Annotated in this window: 17 protein-coding genes and 1 pseudogene; 4 read left to right on the plus strand and 14 right to left on the minus strand. The window is 67.7% G+C overall.

Annotated features, from left to right (window positions below; genetic code table 11):
* Nucleotides 1-225: 225 nt before the first annotated feature.
* Nucleotides 226-663 (plus strand): ATPase, encoded by a 438-nt coding sequence (locus tag AB3K92_RS00005; protein ID WP_165582009.1) that lies wholly within the window; start codon nt 226-228, stop codon nt 661-663.
* Nucleotides 664-835: 172 nt separating this feature from the next.
* Here AB3K92_RS00005 and AB3K92_RS00010 read toward each other — a convergent pair whose 3' ends face one another.
* The 11 genes from AB3K92_RS00010 to AB3K92_RS00060 all read right to left on the minus strand — a co-directional run bounded on the left by AB3K92_RS00010 (nt 836) and on the right by AB3K92_RS00060 (nt 13,946).
* A complete protein-coding gene (locus tag AB3K92_RS00010; protein WP_369464288.1) occupies nt 836-1,519 on the minus strand; it encodes a DUF429 domain-containing protein in 684 nt (227 codons plus the stop codon).
* A 9-nt stretch (nt 1,520-1,528) separates the two neighbouring features.
* Entirely contained in the window at nt 1,529-2,053 is a 525-nt protein-coding gene (locus tag AB3K92_RS00015) for an HD domain-containing protein (protein WP_043185438.1), read from the minus strand.
* A 121-nt stretch (nt 2,054-2,174) separates the two neighbouring features.
* Entirely contained in the window at nt 2,175-5,645 is a 3,471-nt protein-coding gene (locus tag AB3K92_RS00020; RefSeq protein WP_369464289.1) for an AAA family ATPase, read from the minus strand.
* A gap of 3 nt (nt 5,646-5,648) precedes the next feature.
* Nucleotides 5,649-6,899: a DNA repair exonuclease gene (locus AB3K92_RS00025; protein ID WP_048028198.1), complete on the minus strand. Its 1,251-nt coding sequence runs from the start codon at nt 6,897-6,899 to the stop codon at nt 5,649-5,651.
* A gap of 64 nt (nt 6,900-6,963) precedes the next feature.
* A complete protein-coding gene (locus AB3K92_RS00030; protein WP_042976725.1) occupies nt 6,964-7,506 on the minus strand; it encodes a CbrC family protein in 543 nt (180 codons plus the stop codon).
* 78 nt (nt 7,507-7,584) lie between these two features.
* On the minus strand, nt 7,585-8,175 hold the full coding sequence (locus tag AB3K92_RS00035; RefSeq protein WP_021161970.1) for a hypothetical protein: 591 nt from the start codon (nt 8,173-8,175) through the stop codon (nt 7,585-7,587).
* Nucleotides 8,176-8,320: 145 nt separating this feature from the next.
* Nucleotides 8,321-9,091, minus strand: coding sequence for a hypothetical protein (locus tag AB3K92_RS00040; protein ID WP_369464291.1), 771 nt, complete (start codon nt 9,089-9,091; stop codon nt 8,321-8,323).
* 374 nt (nt 9,092-9,465) lie between these two features.
* Nucleotides 9,466-10,008, minus strand: a complete 543-nt coding sequence (locus AB3K92_RS00045; protein ID WP_021161973.1) for a hypothetical protein — start codon at nt 10,006-10,008, stop codon at nt 9,466-9,468.
* Nucleotides 10,009-10,358: 350 nt separating this feature from the next.
* A complete protein-coding gene (locus AB3K92_RS00050; protein WP_257009004.1) occupies nt 10,359-10,697 on the minus strand; it encodes a hypothetical protein in 339 nt (112 codons plus the stop codon).
* A gap of 79 nt (nt 10,698-10,776) precedes the next feature.
* A complete protein-coding gene (locus AB3K92_RS00055) occupies nt 10,777-12,765 on the minus strand; it encodes a gamma-glutamyltransferase family protein (protein WP_369464292.1) in 1,989 nt (662 codons plus the stop codon).
* A gap of 224 nt (nt 12,766-12,989) precedes the next feature.
* On the minus strand, nt 12,990-13,946 hold the full coding sequence (locus tag AB3K92_RS00060; RefSeq protein WP_021161975.1) for a LysR family transcriptional regulator: 957 nt from the start codon (nt 13,944-13,946) through the stop codon (nt 12,990-12,992).
* A 102-nt stretch (nt 13,947-14,048) separates the two neighbouring features.
* Between AB3K92_RS00060 and AB3K92_RS00065 the strand changes: the two genes are divergently transcribed.
* The 3 genes from AB3K92_RS00065 (at nt 14,049) to AB3K92_RS00075 (ending at nt 17,868) form a co-directional block, all read left to right on the plus strand.
* Nucleotides 14,049-15,173 carry an aryl-sulfate sulfotransferase gene (locus AB3K92_RS00065; RefSeq protein ID WP_042976728.1) on the plus strand — a complete coding sequence of 375 codons (1,125 nt, stop codon included), beginning with the start codon at nt 14,049-14,051 and terminating at the stop codon, nt 15,171-15,173.
* A 59-nt stretch (nt 15,174-15,232) separates the two neighbouring features.
* On the plus strand, nt 15,233-16,594 hold the full coding sequence (locus AB3K92_RS00070; RefSeq protein ID WP_369464293.1) for a uracil-xanthine permease family protein: 1,362 nt from the start codon (nt 15,233-15,235) through the stop codon (nt 16,592-16,594).
* 335 nt (nt 16,595-16,929) lie between these two features.
* Nucleotides 16,930-17,868, plus strand: coding sequence for a tyrosine-type recombinase/integrase (locus AB3K92_RS00075; protein ID WP_060219872.1), 939 nt, complete (start codon nt 16,930-16,932; stop codon nt 17,866-17,868).
* A 36-nt stretch (nt 17,869-17,904) separates the two neighbouring features.
* Here AB3K92_RS00075 and AB3K92_RS00080 read toward each other — a convergent pair whose 3' ends face one another.
* From AB3K92_RS00080 to AB3K92_RS00090, 3 genes and pseudogenes are all read right to left on the minus strand, one after another.
* Nucleotides 17,905-18,384: an RES family NAD+ phosphorylase gene (locus AB3K92_RS00080; protein ID WP_021161980.1), complete on the minus strand. Its 480-nt coding sequence runs from the start codon at nt 18,382-18,384 to the stop codon at nt 17,905-17,907.
* Nucleotides 18,381-18,836: an antitoxin Xre/MbcA/ParS toxin-binding domain-containing protein gene (locus AB3K92_RS00085; protein ID WP_006480981.1), complete on the minus strand. Its 456-nt coding sequence runs from the start codon at nt 18,834-18,836 to the stop codon at nt 18,381-18,383. The genes AB3K92_RS00080 and AB3K92_RS00085 overlap by 4 nt, the downstream gene beginning before the upstream one ends.
* A gap of 369 nt (nt 18,837-19,205) precedes the next feature.
* A pseudogene (locus AB3K92_RS00090) lies at nt 19,206-19,407 on the minus strand (DUF1289 domain-containing protein).
* Nucleotides 19,408-19,794 lie beyond the last annotated feature (387 nt).

Here is a 19,794-nt window from a genome sequence, read left to right on the forward strand (position 1 = left end):
GCCCCCCATCCACGCAAGCCCTTTGTGAAAATATTTTGAGAAAGCCCTCGTGCGCTGGCGCGCACGAGGGCTGGCGTCACGACGAGCCGCGCGTCGCCACGCGATCAACCCTCTATTGGTGTGACGTATGCCTCACGTCCCTCTATATATACGGACGCGGAACGGGCAAGGAATCCGGTGCTGTCGAGTATCATGCCGCGACCGAACCACGCACTCATATCCACGATGGACAGCACGACTCAATCCGGCGACGCCGACCTTCGCGACGAATATGCAGCGCTCCGCGAGCGCGCCATCATCCTGGAAGAACAGGCTCCGCCGCTTCTGCAACGCATCTCGGATGTATTGCCGCGCATCAGTGGCGAATCCGAACTGGCAGACGAGCACCGCGAGCGGCTCGTCGGCGCGCGCAACGCGGCAATGGTCTCGATCGAAAATTATCAACAGGCGATTCCCTTCCTGCAGACTGCCGACTCGATCATCGAGCAGTTGGACAAGACGCCCGAGCGTGACGAAGACATCGAGTGGCGCGAATCGCTGCTGCAACGGCTCGACGAACTGATCGACGTCGCAGTCGTGATGATCGACGACGCCGAAGGCTACTTCGAACAGGCGCAAGCCTGCGACCTGTCCAGCGTGCCGAAAGCCATCCTCGAGGATTGAATAACGCAGCCCGGGATCGCGTAGCGCACCGGCCTAACGCCGTGTGCGCCAGCCATTCCGATGCTTGCCGGCCGGCAATCGCAGCCTGACACCTTCGCCGGCACACCGGCCGCGCCCCTCCCGAAAAAGCTCACCTTTTTGTTACGCGCCTCGCCCGGGCCGCGCGACACGACTACGGTGAGTCGAGAGCGATCGTCTCGTTCACGATCGGCACGCGGATATATCCGCCCTCCGTATCGCCATACGCGTGCGCATTCCCGTCGATGACGTATTGCGCGGTCAACGCGCACAGGGTCGCGTCTCGCGCATCGACGGACTTCAGCGTCGACACGTCGATCCCCAGTCGCTCCAGCAACTGCCGGCGCTGGTTGCGTTTCTGCTTCGCCGACGCAACAGTCTTGCCCAGCATTGCGCAGGTGATCGCATAAGGATAGGTTTCGAAGCTCGCTCGCCCGCCCGCATAGCGCGCGCCGGTCAGCAGCGGATAGGCGTCCGCGAGTGCGCGGTAGACACGCTCTCCCGTGAACATCCAGTCGAAGAAGCCTGACGTGCTCGCAACCGCCTGCTCCCGTGACGGCGTCGGAAAGCATGAGATCCGTTCGCGCGCGAGCGCCTGTTCCGCCGCCCGGCGCCCGCTCCCTGCCCACCACCCGCTCGGTGCGTCGACACCGACGGCCACGACGTCATGGGCGAGACACAGCGCAGGCACCGCCTCGGGCGCGATCCGTTCCTCGCAGCAAACGACCGTTGGTCCGCGCAGGATCACGAGATCGCATTGCTTCTTTTCGCCACCCACATCGACACCCGCCACGGCCAGCGATTGCCGCGCGGATCCAGCGGATCGGGCCGATCGCATGCGGGCGCCTCAGTCCGCCGGCCGTGCGTCGTAGGCGGTGTCGAAGATCGCTTCGAGACCGGGATGCACGCCGCGCATCGGGTCGACGACCGACTTCGCCCAGTCGAAGTACGCCTGCTTGCGCTCGAGCGGCCAGTCCGCGGGCGGATGCCGCGCGATGTCGCGCAGGTTGCAGATCTTGTCGGCCAGCTTCACGAGCTTCGCGCGCCGGCTGATGGTCGCCGCATGCTCGACCTGCAGGCGTTTGCGCTCTTCCTTCGGCAACGACTTGTCGTCGGTGACTTCCATCACGATGTCCGCCACGTCCTTACCGAACAGCCGCAGCAACTCCTGCTCGGTCGTCTCCGTATCCTCGACCGTGTCGTGCAGCACGGCGGCGACGATCACCCGCTCGTCCTCGACGCCGGCCTCGTTGGCCAGCACGTCGGCGAGCGCGATCGGATGATTGATGTACGGTGACGCTTCCTCGTCCTTGCGCCGCTGATTGCGATGCTTGTCCGCCGCGAACGCGATGGCAGCTACCAGCTTTTTCATATTCCCCCCTCGTATGGCCAGACCCGCGACCGGCAGAACCGGCCGCGCGCATTTCGGAACCGCACATACTACCTGCACGCGATGACCGCGCCCGTGCGCCGGCATCCCGGCACACCCCGCATCACGCGCTCACCGGCGCGCGCTGCAGCTCGACCACGTTGACCTGCGCACCGAATACGTCCCGCACGAGCGGCAGCAGGTGGTCGTGGTGCGTCAGGAACAGCACCTGGGTTCGCGTCGACAGATCGCGCAGTGCGTCGAGGCCGGCCTTCGCGCGCGCGTCGTCGAAGTTGATGAACAGGTCGTCGGCCACGAACGGCAGCGCGGTCCGGCTGCCGAGCTGCAGTTCCAGTGCCGCGATCCGCAGCGCGAGAAACAACTGGTCACGCGTGCCTTCGCTCAACCCGGCGACCTCGACCGATGCGCCCTTCGTCCGCCGTGCATACAGGGCGGGCGGCGTCCGTTCGGTATCGACGGTCAGCCGCGAGAATTCGCCGAGCGTGAGCCCGGCAAAGATTTCGCCCGCGCGCCTGAGCATCGGCCCCTGCTTCTGGTCGCGATAGCGATCCGTCGCCCACTTCAGCAACCGGCTTGCGGTGGCCGCTTCCAGGTACTGTTCGGCTGCATCGCCCATCGCCGCCAGCGCTTCCTGCCGTTTCGACTCGGCAACGGCCGCGCTCGCCTGGCCGTCGATCGCGCCGAACGCCTGATCGGCCACGACCTGCTGCTGTGAAAGCTCGTTGAGCCGCTTGCCGACATCGGCGAGCGATTGCTTCACCGCTTCGAGGTGCGCAGGTACGTCGGCGATGTCCTGCTCCGCGACCTCGGCTTCGACGGCGGAGCGCGACAGGCCGTCGCCGTCGCGCACCAGTGCCTCGTGCGCGGCATCGACCGCCTGCCGGAGCTGGCGCTGCCGGTCCGAGCGTTCGGCCAGCGGCAGCGCGGCATCGATCGACACGACACCGGCCAGTTGCAGCAGCGGCTGGACGCGTGCCTCGGCACCGGCCACCGCGGCGGCGGCATCCGCGACCTTGCCGTCGGCCTGCCGCACGGCCTCGTCGGCCCGATCGATCGCACGCGCGATTTCCCTGGCGGCGGCGAGGCGCATCGTCAGCCGGCGCGCGACGTCCGGCCAGTCGCCGCTCGTCAGCCATTCCGGCGCGAGTGCCGCGGCAAGCCGCCTTGCGCCCGCCTCGAGCGCGGCCAGTTCCGCACGGATCGCGACGATCCGGTTGCGCGGCGCGTCGGCATCGGCCAGTTCGGCCGTCACGGCGTTGGCAAGCGCGAGCGCACCTTCCGCCGCGGCCAGCGTCGCCGCGCTCGTGGAAAGCTTCGCGTCAGCCAGCGCGTCGCGCCATTGCGCGTGCCACGCGTCGTAGGCCGCCTGCGCGTGGCCGGCCCGCGATTGCGCCGTCGCGCATCCGCGTTCGGCTTCCCGCGCGCGCTCCTCGAGACTGTCCTGCTGCGCGAGCGCTTTCTCGGCCGACTGTACGAAAGCCTCGGCGGTCGCGACGAGTGCCGCCAGACCGTCCGACTCGCTGCCTCGCGACACGGTACGCAGCGCCGCGCGCAACGCGGCTTCGGCACCGGCCCGCGCGGCGCGAATCGTGTCGAATTCGCGACGCTGGCGATCGAGATCGGCCTGCGCGGCGAACACCGTGTCGCGCTTCGCCAGCCAGTCACCCATCGCCGCCAGCGGCATCCCGGGCACCGCGGCCGTCGTCGCGAGCGCGGCCCATGCGTCGCGATGCGCGGCGAGCTCACGCTCGCGCTCGTCCAGCGCGGCCTGCCTGCGCGCCACGCCCGCACGCGCGGATTCGACCTGCTGACGCAGCGACTGCAACGTCGCCGCTGCCTGCGTCGCGCCCAACTGCGCGTCGACGAGTTCGTCCGCAAGGCGAATTGCATCGTCGAGCGCGGGCGCGCCCGTCGCGAGATCGGTCGCGCCGCTGCGGATATCGCCCCACGCGCCGTCGCGCCGCGCACGCGCTGCCAGCACGTCGGCGGTCGTGACGACCTTGTGGTTCTCCGCGAAGTGCTTCTCCTGCAGTTCGAGCCGCTCGAGCTCTTCGAGCGCGCCGTCCCGTGCGTCGCGTGCGGCAGCGGCCGCGCTCGCGCGTTCGCTGTCTTCCTTCAGCAGCGCACCGAGCCGTGCCACCGACGGCACGTCGAGCGCGCGCAGCGTGTCGACCGGCATGCGCCACCGGCCGAGCGCATCGAGTGCGCCGGACAGTGTGCGTTCGGCAGCAGCGATTTCCTGTTCGAGCGCCTGCTCGCGCTGGCCGCTGTTGCGAAAGCCCTGCGCATCGGCCAGCGCCGCGCGCAGCGTTTCCGGCACATCGACGGTCGACAGGCGCGCCTGTTGTTCCTGCACCTGTGCAAGCTCGCGCGTGCGTTCGTCGAGCGATTCGCGCGCGCCGGCCAGCGCCTGGTGCAGCGCGCCGTGTTCGCGCAACAGGTTGGCCACGGTCTTCAGCGACAGCGCCGTCGGCAGCGACGCACGCAGCGACGCTTCGTCCGTCGGCCAATCGAGCTGGGCGGCCGCGGCGAACGCGGCGGACAGGTGCCGCTCGACGTCCGCACCCAGCAGCACCAGATCCTGCGCGTGATTCATGCACGCGCCGCGCAGCCGATCGAGCGCCTCGATGTCGGCTTCGAGCGCCAGCGTGTCAGCGTCGGCGTCGATCGCCTCGCGCGCCTGCCGTTTCGCGAGCAGGTCGGCACGCCGTTCCTCGAGCACCTTCTGTTCGGCCGCGAGATCGCCCTGCGCCTTCAACAGATCCGCATACGCGGTGGGCGGCAACTCGACGACCGCGCCCAGTTCCGCGAGCGCCGCGTCCTTGACCGTCAGCTCCTTGAGGTACGGCGCCAGCCGTCGCACGCGCTCGAGCTTCGAGCGCAGCGCTTCGAGCCGGCGCTGTTCCGCGCGCGCCTGCTCGATCTGCTGTTCGACCGCTTCGCGCGCGTCCTTGCGTTCGACCCAGTCGCGCGTGCGCACCTGAACCGTCTTCAGTTCGGTCACGGCTTCGTTGAACGACGTTTCGGCGAGCGCAAACGCACTGCCGCTGCGACGCGGCGCCCACAGCTCGACCGCACGCGCATCGAGCTCCTCGCGCACCGGCCCGAGACTGCCGACGCCGGCGGCCGATTCGAACAGCACCTGGCCGAGCTTGTCGGATGCGTCGAGAATGCTCCGGCCGCCGGCGACCAGACGCCCGTGATCGAGCCCGAACATCTGCTCGAAGAACTCGCGCGTGGCGCCGTCGAGAACGGCGGCCAGGTAATCGTCGGGCAACCTGTCGTCGGCGGGCGTGCGCAGCGGACTGCGCCCACGGGCGCGGTGGAACGCGAGTTCGCCCGTGCCGCTCTCCAGCACGCCGCCGATCCGCAGTTCCGGTGTGCTGTGCAGGAAATCGAGGGGCGTCTGCAGCTTCATCCCGAACAGCAGTTCCGACACGGCCGTGCGGATCGTCGACTTGCCGGCCTCGTTCGGCCCCACGATCACATGGAAATCCTCGCCGGCCGACGGGAAACGCAACGTCTCGTCGGTGAACTTGCCGTACTTGATCAGATCGAGCTGGTTGATCCGCATCGCTTACTCCCCCCTCGCCAGCCGCGCAAGCAACGCGGGCCCGACCTGCTCGACGAGTGCCGTGAACTCGCCCGCGCGTGCCATCGCCAACAACGGCACCTCTTCCTTCACGTCGCTGCGCACCTTACCGACGAACGGCTTCAGGTCGCGTTCGAGCAACTCGAGGAAATCCGGATCGCGCGCGGCGTCGGCCAGGATCTGCTTCAGGTCCTCGAGCGCTTCGAGCTGCTCGCTTTCGCCCGGCTGATGATCGGCCGCGGACGTCGCGAGCCGGACCTTCTCGAGCCACAGCCGCTCGTTGCCGATGATGCCGATCTGGTTCAGCACCTCCGCGCGCAACTGCGGCGCGCGGCCGAAAAAGAGGCCGTGGGCGGGCGTACGCCCCGCAACCGTCACGCGCACCGCGCGCGGCACATGGCCGTCGACGGTCAGCAGCGCTTCCAGCGACTGGCCGATCTTTCTCGACAGGTCGGCGACGGTCAGGCAATCGGACGCGTCGACCGACACGGCTTCCCAGCGCAGCACGTCGAGATACAGACGCTCGACCTGCGTGCGGCCTTGCTCGACCGTCACGAGCACCGCGCCGCGGCGGCCCGTCTCGCGGATATGGCGCCCCTGCAGGTTGCCGGGAAACACCACGGTGGACGGCCCCGACCATTGCTGGAATTCGTGCACGTGGCCGAGCGCCCAGTAGTCGTAGCCTTTCGCGTGGAGTTCGGCCAGCGTGCACGGCGCATAGTTCGCGTGCGCCGCATAGCCTTCGAGCGCCGTATGCAGCACGCCGATGTTGTAGTAACCGGGGACCGGGTCCGGATAGCCGATCGCGAGATTGTCGACGACGGCCTTGTCCTTGAAGCTCTGCCCGTGCAGCGCGACTTCGAATTCAGGCAGCTTGTGGGTTTCCGCCTTGCGGTGGCCGAACACCGTGACGTTGTCGGGCAGCGTCAGCTTCTTCGTCATCTCGCTTTCGGCATCGTGGTTGCCGCCGAGCACGAACGCGCGGATGCCGGCCTTGCGCAGGCGCCCCATCTGCTGGCCGAAGAAGATGCCCGTGTTGTGATCCTTCCAGTCGCCGTCGTACAGGTCGCCGGCAATCACGAGGAACGCGACTTCCTCTTCGATCGCACGATCCACGAGTTGCCGCAGCGCCTCGCGCGACGCGTTGCGCAACTGCGCGGCCGGCGCGTCGGGATACGCGCTCAGGCCGTGCAACGGGCTGTCAAGGTGTATGTCTGCCGCGTGGATGAACTTCACGAAGATTCCTCTGTTTCATGACGATAAAGCCGGCGATCGCCGCGCGATGCCGTGAGCCAGGCCATCAGTCGCAATCCTGGTAGCCGCCGGGTTCGCCGCAACGGATACAGCGGAACATATATGCGGTCGGTGAACCGTCCTTGTCGAGTGCGGCAAGGAAATGCTCCCACTCCGCGCCCTCGTCGAGTCCGGTCGATTCCCGAATCGACGCGATTGCCTGCGGGCCGAGCGCGCGCAGTTCTCCGGCACCGGCACGGCCGATGAACTGCGCGGCATCGCCGCAATGCGTCCACCACCGCTCCTGCTGCCAACCCTGAAAGCCCGGCGTGCGACAAGTGATTTCGCTGACGACCGCGTCGGGCACTTCGTCCCATTCGCCGCCGCCGATGCCGTCCGTGTCGGTGAAGGTTGCGCCGAGCCGCGCGTGTGCCGAACCGTCGGCGATGCACCATGGGCAGATGCAATTCTCATACTCGTCGACCGCATACACGGGGCCGGCGTAGACGTAACCACGTGCATCGCCGCAACACACGCAGCGCGCGTCGGAGCGGATCACGCTGCCCGTTGCCAGCGGGTCGGGATGGTACCTGAAAGCGGGTAACGACATGACGCTCTCCGTGGAGCCGGAAGGGAGGAAAGCACGCGATGCGAATTCGCATCGCCATCGTGCCACGGGATGACCGTGTTACTGCGGTACCTCGGTCTCGACAAATGTGCCGTTCACGAAACGATAAACGCGATGCAGCGCGCCGCCATGCGCGACATATTCCCACCGGATGTCGATGGCGGCCGGATCGTCGCGCCACGCGATCGCCAGGTAAGGCGACTGAGTTCCACCGTCGGTTTCGAGAGAAACGGAATCGAGACAGCTTTGGACCGGCAGCGAGAAACGTGGCACCGCACGGGTGCCGCGCAGTTCCAGCACGTATAGCGACCCTTCTTCGCCCGCGCCGCAATATCCGGTCGGACGGCTGCTCGACGAGCGATTGACGACGACCAGCAGATAGTCGTTGCCGTCGATCCGCTTCGAACGGCCCGACGGGAACGCAACGCTCGATGCCTCGGCCAATGCACGGCGCAGCGCAGCCGGCACGATCAGTGCCGATTTCGTGTGGCGGGCCGCATCGACCTCGAACAGCCTCGGGCTCGCCCATTCGATCTCGTGACCGTTGGCGAGCCGCACCGATTCCGGTGCCGGCGTTTCGGCGAATGCAACGGCAGCATTCGAGGCCAGCAGCGCCAGCGCCGCGAGCTTCAATGCAATCGACGATCTCATCGGGCCGATCCGTGGCCGCAAGAATCGCGCAGGATCGTCGTGAAGTCCGTCGCATGCGCCGGCATGCCGCTCGGGCCGCGGCGACCCAGGATCGCCGCGCGCGCATCGTTCGCCGCGACGCGCGCGGCCGATCCACGACGCAACGTCACTCGCCGCGCGGCACCGGCGGCGGAGCATAGCCGTTGTCATTGCCGGGGAACGGATTCGCGTTGCGGCGCAGCGCTTCCTCTTCATTCTCCTTCTGCGCAAACAGCGCGACGCCGATCACGCCGACGTTTGCCGAATCGCCGTACTTCGAGTTCGCGACGTAGCTGTCGGGCACCGCCGCGAAGCGGAACGCGGCGACTTCGTCGCGGCTCTTGCGGAAGCCCTCGATCGTCAGCGTGCGGCCCGGATACAGCACGTAACCGCCATTCGTGTAGCTGCCCGGCCGCCCCGACAGCACGTCGAGCCCGTCGACGGTCGACACGACTTCGAACGTACGGCGCCCCTGGTTGCGCAGCACGATCATGTAGCGCGAACCTTCGACGCCCGCCATGTGCCAGCGGCCGTTGCTGCGCGCAAGACGCAGCGGCGCCCCATTTTCGTCCGTAAACGACAGCGCGATGTCGCCGTTGGCGAGCGCGACGCGGGTCGGCAACCGGCGTACCTGGGACGCGGGCGGATGTCCGGGCAACGCATCGTTGTAATAGACCGACGCGAGATCCGTCGGCTTCGTTGGATCCGCGCGTTCGAAATCGACCTGGCGGGTTTCGGATCGCACCGACTCGCCCCATGCGGTGCCGAGCCCGCGGCGTTCGCTGGCATCCGGCGCGGCGGCGGACGCGCCGGTGCTGGCGGACGGCGGGGGCGGCGCTGCGCAGGCGGCCAGCCAGAGCGCGCAGGCGAGCGCGAGAAGACGGAACAGGATGGTCATGACGTGAGGCCTCGGAATGTTATCGGGCCGCGCCGGACTGGCCGGAACGGCGTTTTGGTGTCGTCTGTCGTCACGATGTCGATCGGACATGCTGGCCCGTGTCGGCCGGCACCGCGATCCCGGCGGCCCGGCGATCGGGAGCCCCGCTATTTAAGCATGGCGGGCGGGCAATGGGCAGGGGGCGCGCACACCGCCCGTTGCGGGCACGTGCCGGCGGCCCCAGGCAAAGGCGTGCATACGGGTCGCGCGCCGGATCGGTGGCGAACGTCGACGCATCCCCGTATCGAGGATGCGTTGAACGGCGCGCCGCGCGCGCCAATAGAAAAGCCCGGCCCGCATCGAAGCGGGCCGGGCCTTGACGGGAAGCGTGACGCTTACAGCGCGCCGCCTTGCGCGGACGCCGAACCCTTCACACCGACCGATGCGCCGCCCTGCACCGCGTTCGTCGCACCTTCGAGCGCCTCACCGGCCTTCGCCTTCGCGCCGCCGGCGACTTCGCCTGCCGTCGACACCGCGCCTTGCGCGTGGTTCTTCGCCGTGCCCGCGACATGCTTCACGTGCGATTTCGTCGAGTGGACGGCCGATGCGGCGGCATCCTTCGCCGTGCCCGCTGCCGAACCGACCGCATGCGTCGCACCGCCCACCGCGTTGCCGGCCGCCGAGCCCACGCCGCCGACCGTCTTGCCGACGCCGTTCAGCGCGCCGCCGACGACGTTACCCGCGCCCGAACCCGAGCCTGCCGCGTTCGCGCCGGCGCCGGCCTGCACACCCACGCCACCGCCGAGCAGCGGCGTCTGAACCTGCGCGCCGACACCGGCGGAACCCTGGGCGCCGGTTTGCGCCGTCTGTGCGAACGCAGCCGAAGTCGCCACTGCCGTCAGTGCAGCACCCACCAGAATCGTACGGATCTTGTTCATGGTCATTCTCCCCAAAGACGTTGTTGCTGCGGGCCGCCTTCGTGCGGCTTGTCGCATGCCTCGCCGCGACGTGCGGCAGGTGGAGCTAATGTAGCGGCGCGATCGTGCAAAACGATTGATTTGCGGGGACTGTTACTTCGGTTGCAAATGCTGACGATTGATTCACACAGTTTGACAATCGGGCGATTGCAACGGGATCGGGACGGTGTAGTCCGGCGGACGAGGAAAAGCTGGAGGCGTGTCGCGCGGCGCATTCCGCGACGGAGCCGAGGCCGATCGCACGGATCGGAACCAGACAGGCAAAACGGCCGGAAGCGACCGGAAACGGCTAGCAGGGAAACCGGCCGCTTCTATAAGCATTCCAAAGGACGCTCGTCGGCCAGCCGTCGGTACGGCCTGACAACCGGCTCCTCGCGATCAGCTCGATGTCGTCGGACACGCACGCCGGCATGCCCCGACGCGCCGAACGCGAGCTTGAACGCCTTTTCCCTCAGCGCATCCACGGCCGGCCGGTCGAGCGCTGCGCCTGGATCACCGTCGATTTCGTCGAACGACGCCATCCACTGCGCGTCGAACGGCTCGGCGTCGCGACTGTCCAGCGCGCGGTCGCAATCCAGGTCGGCGAGGAAATCGAAAAAGCCCGGCGCCGACAGGATGGCGTCCATTTCAAGCAGATGCGCATGCATCATTGCGGCTCCTTCACGATGCACGGCCCCGATCGCCCATCGGCCAATACGGGCACATCGGGGCCGCGCGCGTACCGCCCGATTATGGCCGGAACGTATCGCCGAGCACGACGCCTTCACGCCGCGGATCGGTGCCGCCCTGCAACGCGGGCGACTGGCCGACCGTCACGCGCATCACCGTGTTGACGCCGCTCGCCTGCGCGGACGTCGACACCTTGTGCCCGAGCGCGAGCAGCCCCGTGATCAGCGGATCGTTCGCCCCGTTGTTCGCCGTGTTGACGTTCGGATGCTCGCCGCCGATCGTGGTCGTCGGGCTGTTGCTCGCGCCGAAGTCCACGAGCCCCGCGGACTGCTGCGCATCGAGGCCCCAGTCGAGCGCGCCGACGAGCGTCTTGACCACGTATTGCGGAATCGTGCCGCCGCCCGGTGAACCGGTCGCCATCACGAAGTCCCCGCGCGAGCCGTCCGCGGCCTGACCGAACACGATCGTCGGCGCCATCGAGCTGCGCGGACGCTTGCCCGGCTGCAGGCGGTTGGCCACCGGATTGCCCGAACTGTCGACCGGGTTCGCGGAAAAATCGGTCAACTGGTTGTTCAGCAGGAAGCCGTTGGTCATGTGGAACGAACCCATGCTCGACTCGACCGTGGTCGTCGCGCTCAGCACGTTGCCGTCGCCGTCGACGATCGTGAACTGGTTCGTGCCGTGCTCGATCAACGTCGTGTCGACCCCGAGCGGCACCGCACCGAGATTGCCCGGCTGCGCGGTCCCCATGCTCTTGGCCGGGTCGATCAGCGCCGCGCGCGATTTCAGGTACGGCTTGTTCAGCAGCGTATTCCACGTGCCGCCCGGCAGCGGCACGAAATCCGTGTCGGCCACGTACTTGTCGCGGTCGGCATACGCGAGCCGCTCGGCCTCGGTGATCAGGTGCACGCCCGCGACGGTCGGCTTGCCGCCTTCGAGATCGATCGCCGTCGGCTTCAGCGATTTCAGGTCGTAGTTCTCGAGAATGCCGAGTGCCGACGCGACCGCGATGCCGCCCGACGACGGCGGCGGCATCCCGCACACCCAGTAGCTGCGATAGGTCGTGCACACCGGGTCGCGGCGCTTCGCCTGGTAGGCGGCCAGATCCGCGACGGTCGTCTTGCCCGGCGTGAGCGTCGAGCCATCGGCGCCCTTCGTCGTGGCGATCTTCGCGACGATGTCCTGCGCGATCTGCCCCGTGTACAGCGCGTTCGCACCCGACTGCGCCATCAGCGTCAGCGTGCGCGCATACGCCGGATTCTTCAGCACGGTGCCGAGCGTCTTCGGCGAACCGTCAGCGTTCAGGAAATACGCGGCGGCCTCGGGGTCGCGCTTCAGGTTCGCGGCGTTCGCCGCGATCGCGTCGGCGAGCCGGCCACCGATCGGGAAGCCGTTGGTCGCGAGCGTGATCGCATCGCCGAACAGGTTCTGCCATGGCAGCCGGCCGTGATCCTGCTGCAGCGCCTCGATGAGCCTCGGCACACCGATCGTGCCGATCGAGCGGCCGCTCGCACGCGCATTCGGCAGCGGCACGGAGTGGTCGGTCGCATCGTCGACATAGCGCAGGTAGTTTTCCGTCGCGGCGGCCGGCGCGGTTTCCCGGCCGTCATACGCCTGCAGCGTCTTGCCCCGCGCATCGTAGTAGAGCAGCACACCGCCCGAGCCGAGGCCCGTCGCTTCGGGCACGGTCAGCCCGAGCACGGCCTGCACGGCGACCGCCGCGTCGGCGGCCGTGCCGCCTTTCTTCAGCACCGCGCAACCGGCCGCGCTCGCGTAGGCGTTCGACGTGGCGACCAGATACGTTTTCGCATAAACGGGCTTCATCCCGGTGCGATAACCGGACGACGCCTCCGGCAGTGACGGGTCGCCCGGCTGGTTCGACCCGACCACGACAGTCGAGCCGCTGTTGTCGATTGCGAGACAACTCGTGTCGGCCGTGGGTGTCGTCGTGGCGCCCGCGTCGGTTTCGATGTCGTTGCCGCCGCAGGCCGTCATCATGGCGGCCGCGAGCAACGCGGACGCATACGGAAAGATCGCTGTTCTGTTCATTGTCTGCCGATGTTCTTGTCAGTCATTGCGAAGGACATCACGCTGCCTGCGCCCCCCTCGGTGCGCCGACAACGCGTTCGATAGTCCCATGAACAAATTTTTTTCCGCAATAAGGGAATGAAGTAATGCCGCCGGACGTTGCACGCACAACGTCACGACCGCACGCGCGCGGGTACGCGTGTTGCACTGCATCGCAGTGCGATGCGCTCGCGTGGCCGCTGTCGTTATCGCGCTGCCCGGCGGCGCTTGCCGGCCGTCCGGCCGTCCTGCGCGAAACCGTGTTCCATCGCTTCGATCGCATCGGAGAAGAACTCGAGGAACATCGTCATGGCGACAGTCGCGCTCATGTCTGCCCGTTGGTAGATGCAGCTGAACGAGCGCGCGCCCGCATCGGCAAGCGGCGTCCACGCGAGCCGGCCGGCAGCCACGTCGTCCACGACGTTCTCGGCGATCAGGAAGCCGACGCCCGCGCCTTCGGCCGCGAGGCGCCGCACCATCGGCACCGAACCCGTCTCGACCAGCGGCCGCACGCTGCGCGGCTGCCGTGCATCGAATTGGTCGAACATCGCACGCAGTTCCGTGTCGGGTGTCATCAGGATCAGCGGATACGCGAAGCAGTCGCGCATCCGCACCTTGCCGCCTGACGCCGCGAGCGGATGGCCGGGCGCCGTGACGACACCCAGCGGCTGGGCGAACGCCCGCACCTCGACGACGCCCGCCGACGTGCGCCGGCGCAACGCATAGCCGATGTCGGCCTCGCCCGTCTCGACCCAGCGCACGATGCTCTCGCCGTTTCCCGAGCGCACGCTGTACGTGACGCCCGGATAGCGCTGCATCGCGGCGAGGATCGCGTCGGGCACGAGCTTTTCCGCGGTCGATGCGGGCACCGCCAGGTTCACGTGGCCACGCCGCAGCGCGCGCAGGTCCTCGACCTGCGTGAGCGCGTTGTCGAAGTCGCGCTGACCGCGCCGCACGGCCGCGATCACGATCTCGCCAGCAAGCGTCAGCTGCATGCCGCGCGGCAGCCGGTCGAACAGCGGCACGCCGACCTGCTCCTCGAGATTGCGGATCTGCTGGTGCACCGCCGCGGCGGTCAGGTGCAGCGCGTCGGCCGCCTTGCGAATCGAGCCGCGTCGCGCGACTTCGTCGAAACAGCGGAATGCCTGCGATATCGAACGCATGAGTGATCCGTTAGTTTTTTCCGAACAGGCCGTCAAGAATAATCCGATTTTACTGATCGCCCGGATCGTCTAGATTGCGCTGCATCCCCGTGTCCGATTCGAATGGAGCGTGCAGTGACAACCGTCGACCAGATTACCCAGCGCCGCCGTGGCGTCGGCCTCATCGCCCACGATCCCGCACTGTCCGCGGGCGGCTATACGCTCATCGCGCCGCAAACGGCCGACGGCAACGTCTATCTCGTCGGCATCGACGGTGAAGTCGCGCATCAGTGGAAGATGCCCGTGCGCCCCGGCCGCCATGCGGTCATCCTCGCGAACGGCAACCTCGGCTACAACGGCAATCATCCGCACTCCGAATCGCGCTACGCACCGTGGTCGATGTGGCATGGCGGCGACTTCTACGAAGTCACGCCGCAAGGCGAAACGGTGTGGCGCTACGAGGACCCCTCGCATCATCACGACGCGCAGTGGCTGCCGAACGGCAACCTGCTGTACGCCGCGTGCGAACCGGTCGACGCCGCGTTCGCGCGGCGCGTGCCGGGCGGCACGCCGCACGGCGACGACGAAGTGATGTATGCGGACGTGATCCGCGAAGTGAACCGGGCCGGAGAGATCGTGTGGGAATGGCGTGCGCGCGAACACCTGCGACCCGAGGATTTCCCGATCGCGGCGGGCTTCGGGCGCTATCACTGGCCGCTCGTCAACGGCCTCGCTGTCGACGCGAACGGCCGCGTGCTGATGAGCCTGCGCACGACGTCGGGCATCATCGGCGTGAACCGCGAAACCGGCCGCGTCGACCTGCGGATCGGGCCCGACGTCGTGTCGCACCAGCACGCACCGGTGCCGCTCGCGAACGGCAACATCCTCGCGTTCGACAACGGCAATTTCCGCCACGGCGCGCACGTCGTGTTCTCGCGCGTCGTCGAGATCGATCCGGCGACGCAGCGCGTCGTGTGGTCGTATGCGGACGACGTCGTGAACCTGTTCTACACGCCGTTCATGGGCAACGCGCAGCGCTTGCCGAACGGCAACACGCACGTCACCGAATCGTCGACAGGCCGGCTGTTCGAAGTGACGCCCGCCGGCGAGGTCGTCTGGGAATACGTGATTCCGTGGTTCGCCGAATACCCGGACGAAGCCGCGCGCAAGACCGGGCCTGGCCAGCTCAACAGCGTGTTCCAGACGTTCCGCTACAGCGCCGCGCAACTGCCCTGGCTGCGGGCCTGACCTTGCCGTTCACCGCCGGTTTCCGGCGCTCGTCGCCGTTCGCTTCCGAGGGGCCTGCCGTGTTGCACGATCCGATCCCAACGCCCGTCGACGCACGGCTGCCCGCGTGGCAGCTCGCGCTGTTCGGGCTGCAGCACGTGCTGTCGATGGCCGCGTCCCCGATCACGGCCGTGTTCCTGATCGCAAAAGTGCTCGCGCTGCCTGCGGACCTGACGGTCCAGCTGATCGGCGCGACCTTCTTCGCCTGCGGGATCGGCACGCTGCTGCAATCGCTCGGCGCCGGCCCGATCGGCGCGCGCATGCCGTTCGTGATGGTGCCCGGCGGCGCACCGACGATGCTGTTCGCCGGCATTGCCGCGCAATCGGGGCTGCCGACCGCCGCCGGCGCGGCGCTGCTCGCCAGCGCGTTCTATTGGGTGCTGCTGCCCATCTTCACGCGTTGCCTGCGGCTCTTTCCGCGCATCGTCGTCGGCGCGATGCTGCTGCTCGTGTCGATCAACCTGATCCGGATCTACGCGACGATCGTCGTCGGCCAGCCCGGTTCGGCCGACTTCGCGCAGCCGCGCGCGCTCGGTCTCGCGCTGGCGACGATCGTCGCCACGGTCGTCGTTGCGGGTGCGTTCCGCGGCACGCTCGGGCGCCTCGCGGTGCTGATCGGCCTGACGTCCGGCGCAACGCTCGGCTGGGCGCTCGATGCGATGCCGGCGCTCGCCGACGTGTGGCGCGGCCCGCTGTTCACGCATCCGGTATGGCTGCCGTTCGGGATGCCGCGCTTCGACGTGCTGGCCGCGCTGCCGCTGCTGATCTTCACCGCGATCTCGATGGCCGAGGCCACCGCGCAGACCGTCGCCGTCGGCGAAACGTGCGGCAAGCCGATCTCGCTGTCGCGCGACGTGCCGAAGACGATACGCGGCGATGGGCTGGCGTCGCTCGCCGGCGCGCTGTTCGGCACGCCGCTGATCGTGACCAGCGCCGAGAATATCGGCGTCGTGCAGACAACCGGCGTGCGCTCGCGCTACGTGACGGCCGCGGCCGGCGCGATCCTGATCGTCATCGCGCTGTTCGCGCCGCTCGCGCGGCTCGCCTATGCGATACCTGCCGCGGTGGTCGGCGGCACCGCGCTCGTCGTGTTCGCGATGATCGGCGTGATGGGCATCCGGCTGCTCGCCGGCGTCGACCTGCACGCGCGCGCCAACCAGTACACGCTCGCGGCCGCGCTCGTCGTCGGCCTTGCACCGATCCTGGTGCCGAACCTGTATCGCCATTTCAGCTCACCCGTGCAGATCGTGCTCGGCAACGGCATGGCGGCCGGCACGCTCGCGGCCATAGCGACGCAACTGGCGTTCGCCGCATTTGCGCGGCTCAGTGGACAGGCAAGCACGACAGCGGTTGCGGCTTCTTCGCCTTCGCGCGACGGTTGATGGTGGCGGCTCGTGACGTTGCGCGGTGCCGCGTGCCAGCGACATCGCACGCCGAGCAGCCGGTTCGTTTGCGATTGCCGGCCCGACACCCGGCTTCCTCACACGACAGGCCGGGCTCATGTCGGTCAGCCACGGATGATTCGGATGCGGGCCCCGACGCGATGGAACTGGGTACCGGACGCACTCCGTTTCTTCAACACGCGGCTGCTCGCTTGCCTGGGCCCTCCACAACGACGGCATCGTCGACGCACGTCCCGCGCACCGACGCACCGGTTGCGTCGGACTGGCCATCTGACCGATTGCCGGAGCCTCCGCGTTCAGGCTATAAATCGTGCATGGACACGAATCGCTGGACCCACGACCCCGTCGGCGCCTTCCGGGCATGGCAGGAAACCGCCGCTACCGGTGCCGACCGCCGACCGTTCGCGCCGCGTTCGGTCGTGCAGCACGTCGCGATGTTCGAACGGTTCCTGCGTCATCTGATTGCGCACCGCGTGTCGCTGGCCACGTTCGGGCCCGACCACGTCGCGGCCTTCCTGGCGGAACTCGAACGCACCTGTGCGCCCGGCACGTCGACTCGCGTGCGCTACGCGAAGCTGATCGACCGGCTGGGCCGGCATCTGGTCGAGGCCGGCGTGCGCACGATTCATCCGGCCGGCCGGACGACGCGTGATCTCGCATGGCCGGACGGCGAGCCCGAGCCGTGCTACCTGCCGCCCGATGCCGACGCGGCGCTTCAGCACCACGTGCAGCCTCGACCGGACGACACGCCGGCCGATTGCCGGAATCGCGCGATCGTCGCGCTGCTGCTCGCGAGCGGCATCACTTCGGCGGAGATACGTGCGACGACGCACGACACGCTCGATCTCGACGCGCGGCCGCCGGCGCTATCCGTGCCGCGCGATCGGGCGCGGCCGGCGCGCCGGATCGCGCTCGCCGAATTTGCACTGGCGCCGCTCGCCGCATGGCGTGCGCGCTCGGCCGACGCGCCGGCATCCGCGTTGCTGTTTCCCGCACCGCGCGGCGGTGGCGCGATGAACGACATGTTCCTGCTGCTCGTGGTGCGCGACGCGCTGAGCGCGATCGGCTTCCACGCGGCGGACATGAGCCCGCGCGTGCTGCGCAATACGGTTGCACGCCGCCAGTTGCTTGCCGGTCATGCTCATGCCGACGTCAGTGCAATGCTCGGTCTCGTCAGTACGCGAACGGTCACGCGCATCCGGCAGACGCTACCGCCCGATGCGGCAGCGGATCGCGCCGCACACGAGCGCTGAACCTGCGTTCGGCGCAGGCTCCGTGTGTCCGGTTCCCTATTCACCCGGCTTCGACTGGACCAGCCGCAGAATCCGGGTGTCGTATGGTGATTGCATCACTTCGGCAATACGGGCCTCGGAAGCAGCCGGATGCAGTGGATTCAGCAGGAAGTTGTGCGCGTGCGGCACGACGACGCTCGGCACGCGCAGCAGCGCGCTCGGCTGTGTGTGCAGCCACTCGGTACCGGCGCTGCGGGTCCAGTCGACGTTGGATCGCCAGTCGTCCGGCGCGTCGCCCTCCGCGATTTCGGCGATATCGACCGAATTGGCTACCTCGATGCGAAGCAACTGGTACCCGCTCGGCAATTGCGCGACCGTGGCGATCTCGAAATGAACGAGCGTCTCGAGCAGCGCGAGCGCCGGATGCTCGGCGAGATACACGACGGGCTGCCCGGCGAAGTGCCAGCGCCCGCCGGCGCGCAACCCGCCGATGCCTTTCAGGTCGGCGAAATTGCTGATCCGCCACAGCGTCGTCAAGCGAAATACCCCTCGTCGATCTGCGTGAGGGCTTCCTCGACGAGCCGCGCACCATGCTCGGTGCTCGCCATGTCGAGCGACGTGCGGCCGCCGAAGCGCTGGAGCCCGTTGCGCAGCCACGCCATCGCCTTGTCCTGGTCGCCGAACGTGGCCGTCGCCTGCGCGACGATGCGCGCGAGACGGATCGCCTTGTCGGATTCCTCGGGCGACAGGCGTTCGTGCGCCTGGCGACGATGGCTCAGCGTGCGGCGCGGAATGATGAAGGCCAGTTCGTCCGATTTCAGCCCGCGCTCGGACAGCCGGTCGATCACCGAGACGTCGACGCGCGCGCTCGCCAACTCGGCAAGATCGGCCCCCGATCGGACTCGGATCGCCAGCAGTTGTTCGAGAATCGTGAATTCGGCCTGACGCGGATGCGCGACGCCCGAAGGATGAAAAGCAATGGTGCTCATGATTTCTCCAGGCAATTTGCCCAATCATTATAGGCGTTTTGCCGGGAACTGGCGGAAGGTGGATGGAGAGTGTGGCTGTGGAGGAGGTCGGGGCGTCTGCAAAGGCGGGGGCAAACATGACCCACCTGGCTGGAGGCACGTTACTGGGGGCGAATCGAAGATTCGCCAGGGTGACGGGAGGCATTTGTTCAGTATATAAAGTCCGAGAAATATCACGTGGTTGTCACGTAACAACATCTTTACTGATTTCATCCACTCCCACTCCGCCGCCCATTCTTCCTGACAAGGCCGGGAGGTTCACCAAGGACGCGGAGATTTCGTCAAGCGCGGCCCCCGGTCCCTGGCACTCGGAACGCCGCTCCTGGCAATTCACCGTTCGTCACGACGGAAACACATCGCCGCGCCTCGCGCCGGATGCGTTCCCATACCGCACGTTTCCCGTCGTCGGTCATGAACACCCGGTGCGAGACCTCGTCGGCCATTCGGCCTCCCCCTTGCAGGCATCGTCGAACAGTGTCGTGCACACATCGACACCCGGGCTGTCGGAGATGTCGTGAGGTGTGGGCGCCATCGAAACACTCGTATGGGTCGAAAATCCGGCATCGCAACGAATCGCGCCCCCATAAACAGCTACCTTTCCGCTGGTGATGCAGCGATGCCGTGTCGCCGTACCGCCCGCCCGGCTTGCTTCGACGACACCACAAGCCGCCCCGATGTCGCCGTGATGTCCACACCGTATGTCGATCCGGCCTTCACACAGTTGCCGACTTGTCGTGGAGGATGTTCCGCGACTCCCCGAAAACCCGACGCGTGGTGCTGACCAACAGAGTCGGCCACACCAAGTTCACCGGTGAACGTCGGAAAACGCGCCACCACCACCGCCAGCCGATTGCCGTGAAGGTTTTCGCCCTTGTGTATCGGCGAATGCCTTGTGCCACACCACACGCCGTACGCATCG

Source organism: Burkholderia sp. Bmkn7 (genome assembly GCF_041103175.1).
Taxonomy (GTDB): Bacteria; Pseudomonadota; Gammaproteobacteria; order Burkholderiales; family Burkholderiaceae; genus Burkholderia; species Burkholderia cepacia.